We start from the raw sequence: 15,860 nt of genomic DNA on the forward strand, positions 1-15,860 counted from the left end.
GGCGCAGCTGGCCGGGTACGGCCCGATCGGTGCGGTGGCGGCGTTGCGGATCGCGGCGGACGGGTTGTGGCGTCGGGTGCTGGCCGACCCGGCTTGTGGGGCGGCGGTGGGGGTGGAGGAGGGTGCGTGGCGTCCGAGCACGGCGTTGGCGCGGTTGGTGGGGCTGCGTTGGGGTGGGTCGGCGATGCCGTCTTCGACCCGGCCGGTGGGCTTCGAGCACGGCCCGGCCGGTGGTGGCGGTGGGGGTGGTGGCAGCGGTGGTGGGCAGCTGGACCACGTGCAGCCCTACGCCGCTCACAGCCAGGACCGAAGTGACCCCGGCGGTCCGGTCGCGGGTGCACCTGCGGGTCCGTGTGCGGGTGCGTGTGCGGGTGGGCCGACGGAGGCGACCAACCTGCAACTGCTCGCCCAGGTCGAGCACCTGCTCAAGCAAGCCGGTGAGCACGCCCGCCCCGGCCACGGCTGGAGCGTCGCCGTCGACAGGACCGGCTCGCCGCTGAGCGACGTCCCCGCGGGCGCAGCGGCCCCGCCGCCAGCACCTGGAGACGGGGTGGTGTGGACCTCTCCGACCGGGCACACCTACCGGGTGAGCCCGCAGGCGCTGCTCGACCCTGACGACGGCCCAGCCCCCCGACCCGGTCCAGGGGAGCCTCCGGACGGTGAGCTGCCCGGATGGGTCCACCGGCTGCTGGCCGATGTGCTCCCCTCCTGGGTGGGATGGCCACCGGACGGCGCGCCAGTCCCCAGCGCCGCAGGGGCTGCGGGTGGAGAGGGTGTCTGGTCCAGGGACTGGGCTCACGCCGTCATGGCCGACACCCCACCGGACTCGGCGTCCACCGGTCCCGTCAGCGGTCCTGTCACCGGTGACGTCACACGGACCGGCAGCACCGACGACGAGCCGCACCTCTTCGACGACCTCCCCGCCGCGTGACCAGACGCCCACAGGTCGGGCCCGAGGCCGTGACGAGCACGGTCGTCCACAGGTCGGGAGCGGCTCGGGCGGGTGACGTCTCGTCTCCGCCACGGTAGAGCCATGAGCCCGGAGCCCCGCCGCCGCACCTCGAAGCGGACAGCACGTCGTCCCTCAGCGCAGAGCGCGCCGCCGCGCATCCCGCGCCAGCGGACCGGTGACGAGGAGGACGGGCCGCCGCAGGTCTTCGTCGACGACGACGACGCGGAGTTCGTCCTGCACCAGGCCGCCGAGGACCCGGACTTCCAGGAGTTCCTCGAGCAGCTGCCGCTGGTGCACATGGTGGGGGAGTACCTCGACTGGGTCGGTGACGGGGTCTCACCGACGGACCTCGCCGACGACGAGCACGACCTGGTCGTGGAGCTGGAGCGCAGAGTCGGTGTCGAGCTCATGGCCGCCAGTGGCATCGGTCGTCGGCGGGTGCAGGTGCTGTCGGTGGCCTGCAACCGGGTGGGCCTCACCGCGATCGTCGGCGAGCGGCTGGAGCCGGGACCTGACGTCGCCCGGTGGACCGAGGAGGACCCGGTGCTGCGCGCTCGGGTACGAGGGCGGGTGGCCGCTGCGGTGCTCGAAGGCACCGTGCGCTGGCTCGCCGCCGAGCACGTCCTCGGTGACTGCGTGCGCCACACCTTCGCGGGGATGCTGACCACCGTGGGGGAGGGGCAGTCGTGGCCCCTCGGACTCGCGAGCGCCACACGACCGCACGACCTCGTGGCCGAGCACGTCGACAGGATCATCACCGAGCACGTCGTGGAGCTGCAGGACCTGGGGCTCTGCGCTGCCGGCGGCTTCCTCGCGGCGGCACCCGGCGGAGGGTCGGTGCTGAGATCCGTGGCGGTCGGCCTCCGTGCCGCGCCGGTGCCGGAGGCGCCGGTCTGACGGTCCAGCGTCATCCAGGAGCCAGCGGAGGCTGCGGGGTAGCGGCGGCTGGGGGGCAGCGGAGTCCAGGAGCCAGCGACGGCTTCGACGCAGGGCCGGTTGTGGGTCAGCGTCGTCCAGGAGCCAGCGACGTCTGGGGGCAGCGACGGCCGCGGGTCAACGCCGGCCGCGGGTCAACGAGACGCGCGCCGCGCCACCCTCGCCACCAGGGCGGGGTAGCGGCGCGGCACCAGGCGCACGATCGCGTCGACCAGCACGGCGTCACGACCGACGAGGATGCGCGGGTTGCCCGCCTCGACGCCGTCGACGATGATCCGCGCTGCCTGCTCGGGCGGCATGCGCAGCAGCTTCTCGTCGTAGCGCCGCTGCTGCGCCTCCTCCTGCTCGGTCACCGCGTGACCGGAGGCCTTGGCGTGCGCGAGCGCAGACCTGGCGATGCTCGTCCGCACCCCACCGGGGTGCACCACGCTCACGCCGACCGGGTGACCGGCCTCGAGCACCTCGGCCCGCAGCGCCTCGGTGAACCCCCGCACGCCGAACTTGCTGGCGCTGTAGGCCGAGAGCCCGCTCTGCGCCATGAAGCCGTTGAGGCTGGAGATGTTGACGAGGTGCCCGGCGCCGGAGGCGATGAGGTGCGGCAGGAAGGCCTGCGTGCCGTGGATGACCCCGAACATGTTGATCGACAGCACGCGCTGGTACTCCGACCAGTCGCTGTCCAGCACGGTGCCGCTGCTGGCCACGCCCGCGTTGTTGTAGAGCTGGTGGACCACCCCGAGCTCGTCGACGACGGCGCGGGCGTAGGCGAAGAAGGCCTCCCGGTCGCTGACGTCGAGCCGGGCCGTGTGCACCGACGCGCCCAGCGCCCGGGCGCGCTGCGCCGTCTCGGCGAGTCCAGCCTCCGACACGTCGGACAGCGCCAGCCGCGCACCGCGCTTGGCCAGCTCGAGCGCGAGCGCACGTCCGATGCCCGAACCCGCGCCGGTCACGAAGCAGACCTTGCCGCTGACGCTGCGGACGGACCTGCTCACTGCTGCGCTCCCTCACGAGGACCGGTGGTCGCGGACGGCCCTGGCAGCTCAAGCGGCTCCAGCAGCACGGGCGGCTCGGGTGACACCGAGGAGACGGCCGACACCGCAATCACGTGGTCGGCGACCAGCTGCACGAGCCGGGGCACGAGCGCCCGCGCGATGTGGTGGCCCATGCCCGGGACCACCACGTGCCGCGCCCCGGCGATGGCCGCCGCCGTCGCGATCCCACCGCTGGGGTCGACCATGACGTCGCGGTCGCCGTTGATGACGAGCGTCGGGGCGACCACCCGTGCCAGCTCCTCGGTGCGGTCACCGCTGGCGGCGATCGCCTGGATCTGCCGCGCCGGACCGATCCGCGAGGCCGGACCGCCGCCGCGCTCCCACGACCCGCGGGCGCGCGCCTCCTCGGCGGCGACGTCGTCCTCGCCGAGGGGGAACCCGAGCCCGGACAGGTGCCGCATCATCCCGACGTGGCGGAGCACCGCCTCCTCCACCGTCCGCGCCGGGGCGCTGCGCAGCCGCCAGATGGTCGAGCGTGCTGTGCCGCCCACACCGGGGGCCCCGGTGGTGGAGTAGATCGACGTCAGCGACGCCACCCGGTCGGGCCGCCGCGAGGCGAGCACCTGCGCGACCATCCCGCCGAGCGACTGCCCGACCACGTGCGCGCGCTGCACGCCGAGGTGGTCGAGCAGGCCGACGGCGTCGGCGGCCATGTCGGCGAGGTCGTAGGCGTCCGGCCGCGGCCGGCGCAGCAGCTGGCGCAGCCGCCCGGGGGCCGGCCGCTCGATGCGGCTGGAGCGCCCGATGTCGCGGTTGTCGAAGCGCACCACCCGCAGGCCGCGCGCCACGAGCCCGTCGACGAGGTCGTCGGGCCACGCGGTGAGGTCCTGCCCCAGCCCGGCGATGAGCAGCACCACCTCACGGCCGTCGGCAGGCTCGTCGCCCCGGCCGCCGGCAGTCGTGTCGCCGCCGCGCGCGGCGGCGGCGTCGTCCCCGTCACCACCGGCAGCGGCATCGGTGTCGCGGAAGCAGATCCGCGGGCCCGCGGGCAGCTGCACGAACCGGTCCTGCTGGGCGGGGTCGGCGGAGCCCGCGAGCGAGGTCAGCTCCAGCTCGGGGTCGACCACGCTGCCGGTGCGCAGCATCGCCACGTCGGCGTAGTAGTCCATCGACGTCGTCCACGGCGGCCGGCTGCCCTGGCGCGGCAGCTCCTCGACCGCCCGCTGGATGTAGCCGGCGGCGAAGTCGAGGTAGGGGCGCGTCGGCATGCCCGGGTCGGCCGGGACGGGCCGCGCGGTGTCGTGCCCGTGCTCGGCCATGTGCCGCAGCAGCCGCACGAGGTGCTCGCACACCAGCCCGACCTTGAGCGTCCAGGAGGAGTTGGTGTAGCCGATGCTGAAGACGAGGTTGGGGACGCCGGACAGCATCATCCCCTTGTAGGCGAGCCGCTCGGGCAGCACGACCTCCTCGCCGTCCACGATGACCCGCGCACCGCCGAAGATCTGCACCGCGAGCCCGGTGGCGGTGACGACGACGTCGGCCTCCAGCCGCTCCCCGCTGGCCAGCCGCACGCCCGTGGCGTCGAAGGTGTCGATGCGGTCGGTGACCACCGACGCCTTCCCGCTGCGGATCGCGGCGAAGAAGTCACCGCTGGGGGAGGCGCACACGCGCTGGTCCCACGGGTCGTACGGCGGGGTGAAGTGCCTCTCGACGTCGTAGCCCTCGGGCAGCTGCCGGGTGACCACGCGCCGGTACACCGCGCGGGCCGCGCGCGGGTGGTCCTGGCTGAAGCGGTACACGGCGCGCTGCCGGGCGATGTTCTTGCGCCGGGTCAGCGCCGCGCCGCGCTCGTCGCCGAGCCAGCGCCGCAGCCGCGTCCCGAGCTCGTCCCCGCGGGAGACGGGCATGACGTAGGTGGGCGTGCGCTGCAGCATCGTCACGTGGGCGGCGGTCCGCGCGATCGCCGGCACGATGGTGATCGCGGTGGCACCGCTGCCGACGACGACGACGCGCTTGCCAGCCAGGTCGAGGTCCTCAGGCCAGTGCTGCGGGTGGACGACGGCGTTGCCAGGGTGGCCGGCGAAGCGCTCAAGGCCGGGCAGCTCGGGGGTGTACCCGGCGTCGTAGCGGTAGTAGCCGGTGCCCGCGAAGACCCACCCGGCGGTGAGCTGGAACCGCTCGGGCCCGCGACCAGCAGCGCCGGCGGAGCCGGCGTCGTCGACGTCGGTGCGCTCCACGGTGACCGTCCAGCGGGCCGTCTCGCTGCTCCACGCGAGGTCGACGACGCGCTGGTGGTAGCGGATCTTGTCGTCGAGGCCGTTCTCGGTGGCCGCCTCGCGCAGGTAGCGCAGGATGCGCGGCGCGTCGGCGATGGCCTGCTCGTCGACCCACGGCTTGAACTCGTAGCCGAAGGTCGACAGGTCGGAGTCCGAGCGCACCCCGGGGTAGCGGAAGAGGTCCCACGTGCCGCCGGAGGCGCCGCGCGCCTCGAGGATGGCGAACGTCGCGCCGGGCAGCTCGGTGGCCAGGTAGCGCCCGGCGCCGATGCCGGAGATGCCGGCGCCGACGACGAGGACGTCGAGGTGCTCGACGGAGGTGTGCGCGGCGACGTCGGGGGTCACGGTCACCACACCATCGTGCGCGACGGTGCACGGCCACTGCTGCAGCGCGGTGCACCACGCTGGGTCGCCGGTGGTGCGCCGCGCTGCGCCCGCAGCACTGCACGACGTCGCTCGGGGCCCCAGACTGCAGCGGTGGACGAGGGGTGGCCGGAGCTGTCCGCGCCGGCGAAGGAGCTGTTCCGCCGCGGCGCCGAGACGGCGCTGGACGTGCGGGCCCGGTGGGTGGACGACCTGCACGACGCCTCCCTGAGCAGCGAGCGCATGCGCGCGGTGGCCGCCGACCCGGTGCTGTCCGCCGCCGTGCGCCGCTCCAACGAGGCCAACCTCCTGCAGTGGGCCACCGCCAACGTCCGCGCCCCCGGCGCCCGGGTGCCGGCCAGCACCGGCCCGGAGGCGCTGGCGACCGCGCGCGACCTGGTCCGCCGCGGCCTGGACCAGAGGGCGCTGGAGGCCTACCGCGCGGTGCAGGGCGTGGTGTGGCGGCGGTGGGTGTCCACGTGCTTCGAGCTGACCGACGACCCGGCGCTGCTGCGCGAGCTGCTCGACGTCTCCGCGCTGTCGATCTCCACCTTCCTGGACGACACCGTGGCCGCCGTGGTCGAGCACATGGACGCCGAGCGGGCCGAGCTCACCCGCGGCGCCCACGCCGAGCGCCGCGCCGCGGTGACGCTGCTGCTCGAGGGCGCGCCCATCAGCCGCGCCCGCGCGGAGGCGCAGCTCGGGTACGGCCTGACCGGCTCGCACACCGCCGCCGTCGTGTGGGCCGGCGACGCCGGCACCGACCAGCTCGAGCCCGCCGCCGACGCCGTCATGCGCGCCGCCGGCGCCGGGCGGCGGCTCACCGTGGTCGCCGGCGCGACAGCGCTCTGGCTGTGGCTGCCGGTGGCCGGCGAGGTGAGCGCCGTCGACGTCGCCCGCGTCCTGGAGGCGACCCCGTCGGTGCGGGTGGCGCTCGGTCGGGCCGGGCACGACGTCGAGGGGTTCCGGCGCAGCCACCTCGACGCGCTCACCGCGCAGCGGCTGCTGGCCCGGCTCACCTCCCCGCGGCAGGTGGCGCGCTACCAGGACGTGCAGCTGGTGGACCTGCTGACCTCCGACGCGGCGCGGGTGGAGGAGTTCCTCACCGACACCCTCGGCCGCCTCGCCGACGGGCCCGCCGAGGTGCAGGAGGCGGTGCTCGCCCACGTGCGCGAGCTGGGCAGCACCACGCGCACCGCCGAGCGGCTCTTCACCCACCGCAACACCGTGCTGCGCCGGCTGGCCCGCGCCGACGAGCTGCTGCCGCGCCCGCTGGCCGACGACGTGCTCGGCGTCGCCACCGCGCTGGAGGTGCTCCGCTGGCGCGCCGGCTGGCTACCGTGAGCGCGTGCCCGAGGAGCTGCCGGCGCCGTACGAGCAGGAGGCGCCGGTCGACGACGTCGCGCTGCTCGCCGTCGCTCTCGGGGTGGCGGCGCTGCTCGTCACCGTGGCGACCGTCGTCCTGCCCGGCCTGCAGCTGGCGGGGTGGCTGGTGGCGGTGGTCGGCCTGGGGGTGTGCGGGCTGGCGCTGCGCCGCCCCGAGCCGGCGCGGCGGGCGGTGACCGCCGGGGTGCTGCTCAGCGGAGCGGCGCTGCTGCTGTCGGCGGTGCTGGCCGCGGCGGCCGTCGTGCGGGCGGTGCTCGGCGCGGGCGCCTGAGGTGCTCAGGGCGTGGCGAGGGACTCCACGCACGGGCCGGCGCCCATGGCCGCCAGGCCCGCGAGGTCACCGGCGGCCGGCTCGACGACGTCGGGGTTGTCCTCGGCGTACATGAGCTGCGTCGGGTCGTCGACGTGGTCGAGCCCGAGCAGGTGCCCGAGCTCGTGGGCGACCACGGCGCGCACCTGCGCCCTGCCGGTGCGCTCGGTGAGGATGTCGCTGAGGTCGGGCCCGTCGAGCATGACGTCGCCGCTGACGTAGGCGACCCGGCCCTCGCCGTCGGAGTAGGCCTGGCTGCCGGCCAGGCCGACGGTGTCGCCGGCCAGGTCGGGGATGGCGTCGTCGTCGGTCCAGGCGATGAGCACCGGCGCCCACGCGTCCTCGCCGTAGCGGTCGAGCTGGGCCTCCCGGTCGGGGGTCGGCTCCTCGTCGGTGCTGCCCTCGTCGACGAAGGTGAGCCCGCTCGCCCCGGAGACCATCGCGACGGCCTCGGCGACGAGCTCCTCCACCTCGGCGGGAGCGCCGTCGAGGTGGGTGACGTAGCGGACGGGCTGGCAGGAGCTGTAGGTGATCGGCGCGCCCGTGGCCTCGTCGGTCTCGAGCACGGCGTAGCCGGCGGCTGCAGCGCCGGGGTCGGCGGCCGTGGGGGAGGCGTCGGCGCTCGCTTCGCCGGGCGGGCGGGCGCCGACGTCGTCGCCGGTGACCACCACGCAGCCGCCCAGCGCGACGGCGCCGCTCAGCGCGACGGCGACGGCGGCGGCGCCGCGAGCGCGGGTGCTCACGGGCGGAGCCTCCCACGGCGCACCGCTGCGCCGGGGGAGGCTCCGCCGGAGGTGCGGGGCGTCGCTCGGGTGCCTCAGCCGGCGGCGGGCTCGTCGCGGCCGTGCACCTGCGCCGGCGGGTGCGTGGCCTCCACGGCGGTGAAGGGCTCGAGGATCCGGTAGGTGTGGACGGCGCCGCGGGGCACCACCCAGGAGTCGCCCGCGGTGAGCACGACGGTCTGGCCCTCGCTGTGCAGCTCGGCGCGGCCGGAGACGACGTAGCCGACCGTCTCGTAGTCGCGGGCGACCTCCGGGTCGGGCTCGCTGGGCGGCTGCTCCTGCCACAGCCGCATGCTCACGCTGGTGCCGCTGGCCAGGTAGCGCTGCCCGAGCGCACCGGTCGGGGAAGCGTCCCCGTCGACCTTGATGATGGTGCTGTCACCCATGGTGACGACGCTAGGCGCGACGGGGCGCTGACGCCCGTCCAGAGCCGGCGTCACTCGCAGCCGACGCCGTCCCCGTCGCGGTCGAGGGAGCGGCTGTACCCGGGGTCGCCGACGCGGATCGGCGCGGCTCCGGCCGCACGCACCGCGGAGCAGTTGGCGTAGGAGACCGAGCGCGAGGGCGCCTCGTCCTCCTCGTCGGACGCCTGCGCCGGGCTGGGCTTCGCGTCGGGCTTGGACGCGGTCTTGCCCTCCGACGTCGGCGCGGACTTCGCCGCGGCGGCGACCGCCGCCTGGGCCTCGGACAGCTGCGCCTGCAGGTCGCTGACCTGCTTCACGGCGGCGTCGGCGGCGGCCTGGGCGTCGGCGCGGGCGGCCTCCGTCTCGGCGAGCTGCTCCTCGGCCTTGGCCGCGGCCTTCTGGGCCTTGGCCATCTCCAGGTGCGCGCCGGTGATGGCCGCCTCCGCCTCGGAGGCTTGCTGCAGCGCGGCGGTGGCCCGGTGGTCGGCCTCGGCGATGGTGCTCGCGCTGTCGGCGCCGCCGATGCCCATGCCCATCGTCAGGCACACCAGCCCGGAGACCATGGCCACGGCGGCGTACTTGCGCTTGCGCCAGCGGCGCGCGGGCACCGCCGCCGCGGCGGGCGGGCTGCCGGCAGCGAGCGCCGGGTCGGGCACCGGTACCAGCGGGGACAGCGGGGGAGGCACGGGCGCTGAGGCGGCCCGGCGCGCCGACGGCACCGCCGCGCGCCGCGGGCTCATCACGGCCGTCGCCCCCGGCCCGCGACCCCGGCGAGCCTCGGGCGCCTGCGGCGCTGCGGTCAGGTCGATGGTGCGCTCGTCCACGTCGTCCCCCCGGGCTCACTGGCTCGCTGGCTGGCTGTCCCCTCGACGCTACGAGCGAGCGCGCCCAGCGCCGCGCAGCACACGCCGCACAGCACCGACCAAAGCCGGCCGGTGCGGAAGCAGGCGCCCACCAGCGGCGTTGCACGTCCCATGAGCACCAGCAGCACCACGCCAGAGACCACGGCGGGGACCACGGCGGAGACCGCAGCAGCCATCACCACGGTCGGGATCATCGGCGCCGGGCGGATCGGCTCGGCCGTCGCGCAGCTGGCCGTCGACGCCGGCCTCGACGTCGTCATCGCCAACTCCCGCGGCCCCCAGACGCTCACCGACCTCGTCGCCGCCCTCGGGGAGCGGGCGCGCGCGGGCACGGTGGAGGAGGCAGCGCGCGCCGGCGACGTCGTCGTCCTCACCATCCCGTTCAAGGCGACCACCGACGTCGACCCCGGGCCGCTGGCCGGCAAGGTGGTGCTCGACACCGGCAACTACTACCCGCAGCGCGACGGGCAGGTCCCCGCCCTCGACGACGGCTCGACGACGTCGACCGCCCTCACCCAGCAGCACCTCGCGGCCAGCTCCGTGGTGAAGGCCTTCAACAACATCTACTCCGAGTCGCTGCGCTCCCTGGCGCGCCCCGCTGGCGACGCCCAGCGCACCGCCCTGCCGCTCTTCAGCGACGACGCCGCCGCCACGGCGGTGGCCGCGCGCTTCCTGGACGCCCTCGGCTACGACGCCGTGGACGGCGGCGACCTCGCCGAGAGCTGGCGCGCCGAGCCCGGGCGCCCCGCCTACGGCCTGCCGTACGCCGACGGCGAGGACTTCACCGCCGCCAGGCCCGCCGGCGTCGAGGCGGTGCGGCAGGCGCTGGCCAGCGCCCAGCGCTGAGGCCCAGCGCTGACGCCCAGCGCTACGGCGGGCGGCCGCCGAGGCGGAACGCCCAAAGTCTGAAGGCCGGGCGTCTGGGTACGGGCGGTCGGTGAGCCCGCCGCCGCCGTGGACGTGCCGGCTGCAGGCGGTGGTGGCCCCGGCGCTGGTGCGGGCCCCTGGCCTGCGGGCCGGGGCCTTCGCCGTCGTCGACTACTCCGACACGCCCGTCGGTGCCTACCGCGAGGCCCTCGCCGCGGTGGCGCTCGGCCCGCGCAGCGGGTGGGTGCCGTGGATGGTGGTCGACAGCGCCGCCTCCCGGGCCGGTGGGCGCGAGCACTGGGGCCTGCCCAAGGAGCTGGCGCTGGTCGACACCGTGCTCGGCCCGACGGGTGAGGTCGCCAGCGCGCAGGTGCTGGCCGAGGGCGTCGAGGTGGCGGTCCTCGCCCGGGTCGCGCCGGGCCGGGGCCTGCCGGTCGACGTCGGGGCGGTGCTGCGCCAGCCGCGCCGCGGCCCGGCTCCAGTGCGCTTCACCGGCCGGGTGCGGCCCGCCGTCGTCGTGCTGGAGGGGTCACCGCCCCAGGGGGTGCGGCCGGGGCGCCGACCCGGGCTCGCGCTGGAGGGCGAGCTGCGGATCAGCGCCCCGCAGGGGCGCGGCGGCTGATCAGCCCCGGGCGGCGCCGACCACCTGCTCGCTGACCTCCCAGAGGCGGCGGGCCGCCTCCGGGTCGAGGGCGTGCGGCATGACGCCGTGGATGCCCCGCACCTGCTCGACGACCTCCGCCTCGGCGCAGTCCTCGAAGTAGCGCCCGCCGACGCCGGCGACCAGCGGGGAGGTCGCCAGGAACACCGAGGTGGCCGCGCCCTGCTCGGGGGTCTTCATGTGGAAGGAGCCGCTGGCCTCCGCCTGCTGCGCCATCTGCTCGGCGGCAGCGCGCTGCTGCGGGGACCAGTGCCGCTGCAGCGGGGTCCAGATGCCGCCGGGCATGAGGGCGTTGGCGGTGATGCCCTCGTGCGCCCAGCGGCGCGTCAGCTCCACGGCGAACAGGGAGTTGGCCGTCTTCGCCTGGCCGTAGGCCAGCCCCGGGTCGTAGGGGCGCCGCTCGAACATGAGGTCCTCGAAGACGACGGGCGAGGCGCCGTGCCCGCTGGAGGAGACGACGACGACGCGCGCCTCGCCCGCCTCGCGCGCTCCCGCGGCCAGCGCGGCGTGCAGCCCCGTGGTCAGTACGAAGTGGCCCAGGTGGTTGGTGCCCAGTTGCAGCTCGAAGCCCTGGGCGGTCGTGGCGTGCGGGGTGTCCATGACGCCCGCGTTGGCGACGAGCACGTGCAGAGGCAGCTCGCCCCAGCGGGCGGTGAAGGCGTCGACGGAGGTGAGGTCGGCGAGGTCGAGGGCCTCCACCCGCGGAGCGGGCGCGGCCGGGCCGCCGGACCTGGCCGCGGCGGCGCTGGCGCTGGCGGCGATGTCGGCGGCGGCGCGCTCGCCGGCGGCGGTGTCGCGCACGGCGAGGACCACCTCGGCACCGGCGTGCGCCAGGGCGCGGGCGGTCTCGACGCCGATGCCGGAGGCGCCGCCGGTGACGACGGCGCGACGGCCGGTCAGGTCGACGCCGTCGACCACCTCGAGGGCCGTGCTGCGGCTGGTGAACGGGCTCGTGATGCGGGTGGGCTGCTGGACGGTCGTGTCGGTGGTGTCCATGGCGACCACGATAACCAACTAGTTGGTTACCCGCTAGTCTGGTGCGGTGAGGGACGGGGACGCCAGCAGGCGGCGGCTGCTCGACGCGGCGGCGGCGGAGTTCGCCGAGCACGGCTTCGCCGGGGCGCGGGTCGACCGGATCGCCGCGTCGTCAGGGGTCAACAAGCAGCAGATGTACGCCTGGCACGGCTCCAAGGACGGCCTGTTCGACGCCGTCTTCGACGACCAGCTGCAGCACATCGTCGACGTCGTTCCCTTCGACGCCGACGACCTGCCCGGCTACGCCGTGCGCCTGTACGACTCCTACCTGCGCGAGCCCGAGCTCATCCGCCTCACCAGCTGGAACCGCCTCGAGCGCGTGCCCACCGGCGACCTGCTGCGCGGGCACCGCCACCTCGCCGACCCCAAGCTCGAGGCCATCGCCGCCGCCCAGGCCGCCGGCCGCGTGGTGGCCGACCTGCGTCCCGCCGAGGTCTACTCGATGGTCATCGCGCTGGCCGGCACCTGGTCACCGGTGAGCGGCACCCTGGCCGCCTCCGCCGCCGACGACGACGCCGAGCACGACCGCCGCCGCGAGGCGCTGCGCCTGACCGTCCGGCGGGCCCTCGTCCCCTGATGAAGCGCCGTCCCCTGACGGGGCACTGCCCCCTCCTGGGGCGCCCCACCGCCACCCCGGTCCGTGATCATGGGCGATCGGCCACCAGGCCGGCGGCGCCCTCAGGCGTCGAGGCGGCGCAGCAGCGCGGCGAGGGCGGTGCGCTCGTCCGCGCTGAGGGGGGCGAGCAGCTGGGAGGCCGCTTGCGCCCGGGCGCGCTCGGCGAGCGCCACCGCCTCGCGGCCGGCACCGGTGAGCACGACGACGACGGCGCGTCGGTCGGCGGGGTCGGCGCTGCGCTGCGCGAGGGAGCGCTCGGCCAGGCCGTCGACCACCTCCGTCGCCGAGCGCGGCGCGATCCGCAGCGCAGCGGCCAGCTCGGAGATGCGCATCCCGTCCTCGCCGGCGGGGGCGAGCACGCGCAGCGCGCGGGCCTGGTGGGGGGAGAGTCCGGCGGGCTCCAGGGCCGCGTGGACGCCGCGGCGCAGCGCGCGGGCGGCGCCGAGCAGCGCGTCGGCCAGCTCGGCGCTGCTGTCCTGGGTGCTGCTGCCCCCGGTGCTGCCGTCCCGGGTGCTGGCCTGGGCGCTGCCGTCGTCGGAGGGGTCGACCACGGGGGAATGCTAGCGCCTGGTGCAGCGCTTACCTCATCGTGAGGTAACCTCAGCACCTCTCTCGAGCCCCGACTGGAAGGACGTGGTCACCACGTCGAGCCCCTCCACCGCACTCGTCACCGGCAGCCCCGCACGCCCCGAGGGCCGCGGCCGCGGCCGCGGACCCGCCAGGACCGACCCCGCCGATCGCGAGCAGCTGCGCCGCTCGCCCGTCTCCCTGCGCCGCATCGCCGCGCTCTTCACGCCGCACCGCTGGCAGGTCGCCCTCGTCGTCGTCCTCATCGTCGCCTCCTCGGTGGTCTCCCTGGCCACGCCCTTCCTCGTGCGCACCGTCATCGACGACGCGCTCCCGCACGCCGACCTGCGCCTGCTCGCCCTGGCCGTGGCCGGCATGGTCGCCGTCGCCGCGACCACGTCGCTGCTCGGCGTGGTGCAGACGTGGATCTCCACCGGCGTCGGGCAGCGCGTCATGCACCGCCTGCGCACGGGGGTGTTCACGCACGTGCAGCGCCAGTCGATGGACTTCTTCACCCGCACCCGCGGCGGGGAGATCACCTCGCGCCTCACCAACGACATCGGCGGCATGCAGTCCGTGGTCACCTCGACGGCGACGTCGCTGGCCTCCAACGCCACCACCGTCGTCGGCACCGCCGTCGCCATGGCCGCCCTGTCCTGGCGGCTGTCGTTGCTGACGCTGGTGGTGCTGCCGCCGTCGGTGTGGCTCACCCGGCGCGTGGCGCTGCTGCGCCGCTCGATCACCTCCGCCCAGCAGCGGCGCCTGGCCGACCTGCAGCACCAGGTGGAGGAGTCGCTGTCGGTCTCCGGCGCGCTGCTCACCAAGACCCTCGGCACCGCCGACGTGCAGGCGCAGCGCTTCGAGACCACCTCGGCCGAGCTGGTCGACCTGGAGGTCCGCGCCTCCCTGGCCGGGCGCTGGCGCATGGCCACCATGAACGTCGTCTTCGCCGCCATCCCCGCCGCGATCTACCTCGCCGCCGGGCTGCCCGTCACCTCCGGCGGGATGACCGTCGGCACGCTGGTCGCCTTCACCGCGCTCCAGGCGGCGATCTTCAGGCCGCTCATGGGCCTGCTCGACGTCGGCGTGCAGCTCACCGCCTCGATGGCGCTGTTCAGCCGGGTCTTCGAGTACCTCGACCTGCCCGTCGACATCGCCGAGCCGGAGCACCCGGTCGCCCTCGACCCCGCTCGCGCGCGCGGCGAGGTCCGCCTCGAGGGCGTCTCGTTCGCCTACCCCGGCGCCGACCGGCCCGCGCTGGCCGACGTCGACCTCACCGTGCCCGCCGGCACCTCCCTGGCCCTGGTCGGGCGCACCGGCTCGGGCAAGTCGACGCTGGCCTCGCTCGTGGCGCGCCTGCACGACCCCATCAGCGGGCGGGTGCTGCTCGACGGCGTGGACCTGCGCGACCTGCCGCTGGCCGCGCTCGCCGCGGTGGTGGGCGTGGTCTCCCAGGAGACCTACCTCCTGCACGCCACCGTGCGGGAGAACCTGCGCCACGCCCGGCCGTCGGCCACCGACGCCGAGATCGAGACCGCGGCGCGCCGCGCCCAGGTGCACGACGTCATCACCGCCCTGCCCGACGGCTACGACACCCTGGTCGGCGCGCGCGGGCACCGCTTCTCCGGCGGGGAGCAGCAGCGCCTGGCGATCGCCCGCACGCTGCTGCGCGACCCGAAGGTGCTCGTCCTCGACGAGGCCACCTCCGCGCTGGACACCACCACCGAGCGCGCCGTGCAGGCAGCCCTCGACGAAGCCCGTCGCGGGCGGACCACCCTCATGATCGCCCACCGCCTGTCGACGGTGAGCGGCGCCGACGCCGTCGCCGTCCTCGAGGGCGGCCGCGTGGTCGAGCAGGGCCCGCCGGCCGAGCTGGCGGCCGCCGGCGGGGCCTTCGCCGCGCTGGTCGCCGCCGGCGCGCGCCCCGGTGACCTCGTGCCCGCCTGAGGGGCCGGGACGGTGGGCGCGAGGGGGCGCCGGGAAGGTGCGCTGCGGCACCGGTGTTGGCACGCCCATGAGCACCACTGACACCACCGGCGCCGCGACGACCGGCTCGAGCGCGCAGACCATCGGCATCATCGGGGCCGGCAACATCGGCTCCACCGTGGCCAAGCTGGCCCTCGACGCCGGCTACCGCGTGGTCATCGCCAACTCCCGCGGCCCCGAGACGCTCGCCGACCTCGTCGGCCAGCTCGGGGAGGGCGCCCGCGCCGCCACGGCGGCCGAGGCCGCGCAGGCCGGCGACCTCGTCGTGGTCACCGTCCCGCTGAAGGCCTACCGCGAGCTGCCGGCCGAGCAGCTGGCCGGCAAGACCGTCATCGACACCAACAACTACTACCCCGACCGCGACGGCCGCATCGCCGAGCTCGACGACCACAGCACCACCACCAGCGAGCTCGTGGCCCGCCACCTGTCCGGCGCCCACGTGGTCAAGGGCTTCAACAACATCTTCTTCATCGCGCTGGCCGCCCTGGGCCGGCCGGCCGGCGACGCCCAGCGCACCGCCCTGCCCGTCTTCGGGGACGACGACGACGCCAAGGCGGCCGCCACGCGCTTCCTCGACGCGATCGGCTACGACGTCGTCGACGCCGGGCCCCTGTCGCGCAGCTGGCGCGCCGAGAACGGCCGCCCGGTCTACGTCATGCCGTACGCGAAGGACGGCGACGTCAGCACCCCCGCCCCGGCCGACGCCGCGACGGTCCGCTCGCTGCTGGACGCCGCGGAGCTGAACGACCCCTCCCAGCAGCCGAAGACCCTCAGCTGAGGTCTGGGCTGAGGTCCTGGGCTGAGCTCCTGGGCTGACCGGGTGTCATGGCCGCTCACCGCGTGTGAGCACGCCGCGGACCGGGCACC

The 15,860-nt window shown here is 75.7% G+C and carries 16 protein-coding genes; 9 read left to right on the plus strand and 7 right to left on the minus strand.

What is annotated here, in order from left to right; genetic code table 11:
• Positions 1-805 precede the first annotated feature (805 nt).
• Positions 806-931, plus strand: coding sequence for a hypothetical protein (locus tag ACUN9U_RS08950; RefSeq protein ID WP_445484603.1), 126 nt, complete (start codon positions 806-808; stop codon positions 929-931).
• 102 nt (positions 932-1,033) lie between these two features.
• Positions 1,034-1,849, plus strand: a complete 816-nt coding sequence (locus ACUN9U_RS08955) for a hypothetical protein (protein ID WP_445484604.1) — start codon at positions 1,034-1,036, stop codon at positions 1,847-1,849.
• A 173-nt stretch (positions 1,850-2,022) separates the two neighbouring features.
• Here the strand turns inward: ACUN9U_RS08955 and ACUN9U_RS08960 are convergent, their stop codons facing one another.
• The gene (locus ACUN9U_RS08960; protein WP_445484605.1) at positions 2,023-2,877 is read right to left on the minus strand and encodes an SDR family NAD(P)-dependent oxidoreductase; all 855 of its coding nucleotides are present in this window, start codon (positions 2,875-2,877) and stop codon (positions 2,023-2,025) included.
• On the minus strand, positions 2,874-5,504 hold the full coding sequence (locus ACUN9U_RS08965) for an alpha/beta fold hydrolase (protein ID WP_445484606.1): 2,631 nt from the start codon (positions 5,502-5,504) through the stop codon (positions 2,874-2,876). Before ACUN9U_RS08965 ends, ACUN9U_RS08960 begins: the two co-directional genes overlap by 4 nt.
• Before the next feature lie 126 nt (positions 5,505-5,630).
• Between ACUN9U_RS08965 and ACUN9U_RS08970 the strand changes: the two genes are divergently transcribed.
• Positions 5,631-6,860, plus strand: a complete 1,230-nt coding sequence (locus ACUN9U_RS08970; RefSeq protein ID WP_445484607.1) for a PucR family transcriptional regulator — start codon at positions 5,631-5,633, stop codon at positions 6,858-6,860.
• A 4-nt stretch (positions 6,861-6,864) separates the two neighbouring features.
• A complete protein-coding gene (locus ACUN9U_RS08975; protein WP_445484608.1) occupies positions 6,865-7,173 on the plus strand; it encodes a hypothetical protein in 309 nt (102 codons plus the stop codon).
• A 5-nt stretch (positions 7,174-7,178) separates the two neighbouring features.
• Here ACUN9U_RS08975 and ACUN9U_RS08980 read toward each other — a convergent pair whose 3' ends face one another.
• The 3 genes from ACUN9U_RS08980 to ACUN9U_RS08990 form a co-directional block, all read right to left on the minus strand.
• Entirely contained in the window at positions 7,179-7,955 is a 777-nt protein-coding gene (locus ACUN9U_RS08980; RefSeq protein WP_445484609.1) for a matrixin family metalloprotease, read from the minus strand.
• A gap of 74 nt (positions 7,956-8,029) precedes the next feature.
• Positions 8,030-8,380: a cupin domain-containing protein gene (locus tag ACUN9U_RS08985; RefSeq protein ID WP_445484610.1), complete on the minus strand. Its 351-nt coding sequence runs from the start codon at positions 8,378-8,380 to the stop codon at positions 8,030-8,032.
• Positions 8,381-8,430: 50 nt separating this feature from the next.
• Entirely contained in the window at positions 8,431-9,222 is a 792-nt protein-coding gene (locus ACUN9U_RS08990) for an excalibur calcium-binding domain-containing protein (protein ID WP_445484611.1), read from the minus strand.
• 150 nt (positions 9,223-9,372) lie between these two features.
• Here ACUN9U_RS08990 and ACUN9U_RS08995 point away from each other — a divergent pair, with 150 nt between their 5' ends.
• Positions 9,373-10,107 carry an NADPH-dependent F420 reductase gene (locus ACUN9U_RS08995; RefSeq protein ID WP_445484612.1) on the plus strand — a complete coding sequence of 245 codons (735 nt, stop codon included), beginning with the start codon at positions 9,373-9,375 and terminating at the stop codon, positions 10,105-10,107.
• A 91-nt stretch (positions 10,108-10,198) separates the two neighbouring features.
• Positions 10,199-10,750, plus strand: coding sequence for an acetoacetate decarboxylase family protein (locus ACUN9U_RS09000; RefSeq protein ID WP_445484613.1), 552 nt, complete (start codon positions 10,199-10,201; stop codon positions 10,748-10,750).
• Here ACUN9U_RS09000 and ACUN9U_RS09005 read toward each other — a convergent pair whose 3' ends face one another.
• Positions 10,751-11,785, minus strand: coding sequence for an SDR family NAD(P)-dependent oxidoreductase (locus ACUN9U_RS09005; protein ID WP_445484614.1), 1,035 nt, complete (start codon positions 11,783-11,785; stop codon positions 10,751-10,753). It abuts the gene before it with no gap.
• Positions 11,786-11,831: 46 nt separating this feature from the next.
• Here ACUN9U_RS09005 and ACUN9U_RS09010 point away from each other — a divergent pair, with 46 nt between their 5' ends.
• Positions 11,832-12,401, plus strand: a complete 570-nt coding sequence (locus ACUN9U_RS09010; protein WP_445484615.1) for a TetR family transcriptional regulator — start codon at positions 11,832-11,834, stop codon at positions 12,399-12,401.
• Between the two features lie 101 nt (positions 12,402-12,502).
• On the opposite strand, the gene ACUN9U_RS09015 is transcribed toward ACUN9U_RS09010, so the two are convergent.
• Complete coding sequence (locus ACUN9U_RS09015) at positions 12,503-12,991, minus strand: MarR family winged helix-turn-helix transcriptional regulator (RefSeq protein ID WP_445484616.1); 489 nt, start codon at positions 12,989-12,991, stop codon at positions 12,503-12,505.
• Positions 12,992-13,187: 196 nt separating this feature from the next.
• Between ACUN9U_RS09015 and ACUN9U_RS09020 the strand changes: the two genes are divergently transcribed.
• Both ACUN9U_RS09020 and ACUN9U_RS09025 read left to right on the plus strand, forming a co-directional pair.
• Positions 13,188-14,954, plus strand: coding sequence for an ABC transporter ATP-binding protein (locus ACUN9U_RS09020; RefSeq protein ID WP_445484765.1), 1,767 nt, complete (start codon positions 13,188-13,190; stop codon positions 14,952-14,954).
• A gap of 67 nt (positions 14,955-15,021) precedes the next feature.
• Positions 15,022-15,771: an NADPH-dependent F420 reductase gene (locus tag ACUN9U_RS09025; RefSeq protein ID WP_445484617.1), complete on the plus strand. Its 750-nt coding sequence runs from the start codon at positions 15,022-15,024 to the stop codon at positions 15,769-15,771.
• The last annotated feature ends 89 nt before the right edge of the window (positions 15,772-15,860 follow it).

This window comes from Quadrisphaera sp. KR29 (assembly GCF_052644995.1).

Bases quoted from the DNA above. Each gene is read 5' to 3' on its own strand.
- ACUN9U_RS08950 (WP_445484603.1), top strand. From the start codon at position 806: ATGGCCGACACCCCACCGGACTCGGCGTCCACCGGTCCCGTCAGCGGT.
- ACUN9U_RS08955 (WP_445484604.1), top strand. From the start codon at position 1,034: ATGAGCCCGGAGCCCCGCCGCCGCACCTCGAAGCGGACAGCACGTCGT.
- ACUN9U_RS08985 (WP_445484610.1), bottom strand. From the start codon at position 8,380: ATGGGTGACAGCACCATCATCAAGGTCGACGGGGACGCTTCCCCGACC.
- ACUN9U_RS08995 (WP_445484612.1), top strand. From the start codon at position 9,373: ATGAGCACCAGCAGCACCACGCCAGAGACCACGGCGGGGACCACGGCG.
- ACUN9U_RS09005 (WP_445484614.1), bottom strand. From the start codon at position 11,785: ATGGACACCACCGACACGACCGTCCAGCAGCCCACCCGCATCACGAGC.
- ACUN9U_RS09025 (WP_445484617.1), top strand. From the start codon at position 15,022: ATGAGCACCACTGACACCACCGGCGCCGCGACGACCGGCTCGAGCGCG.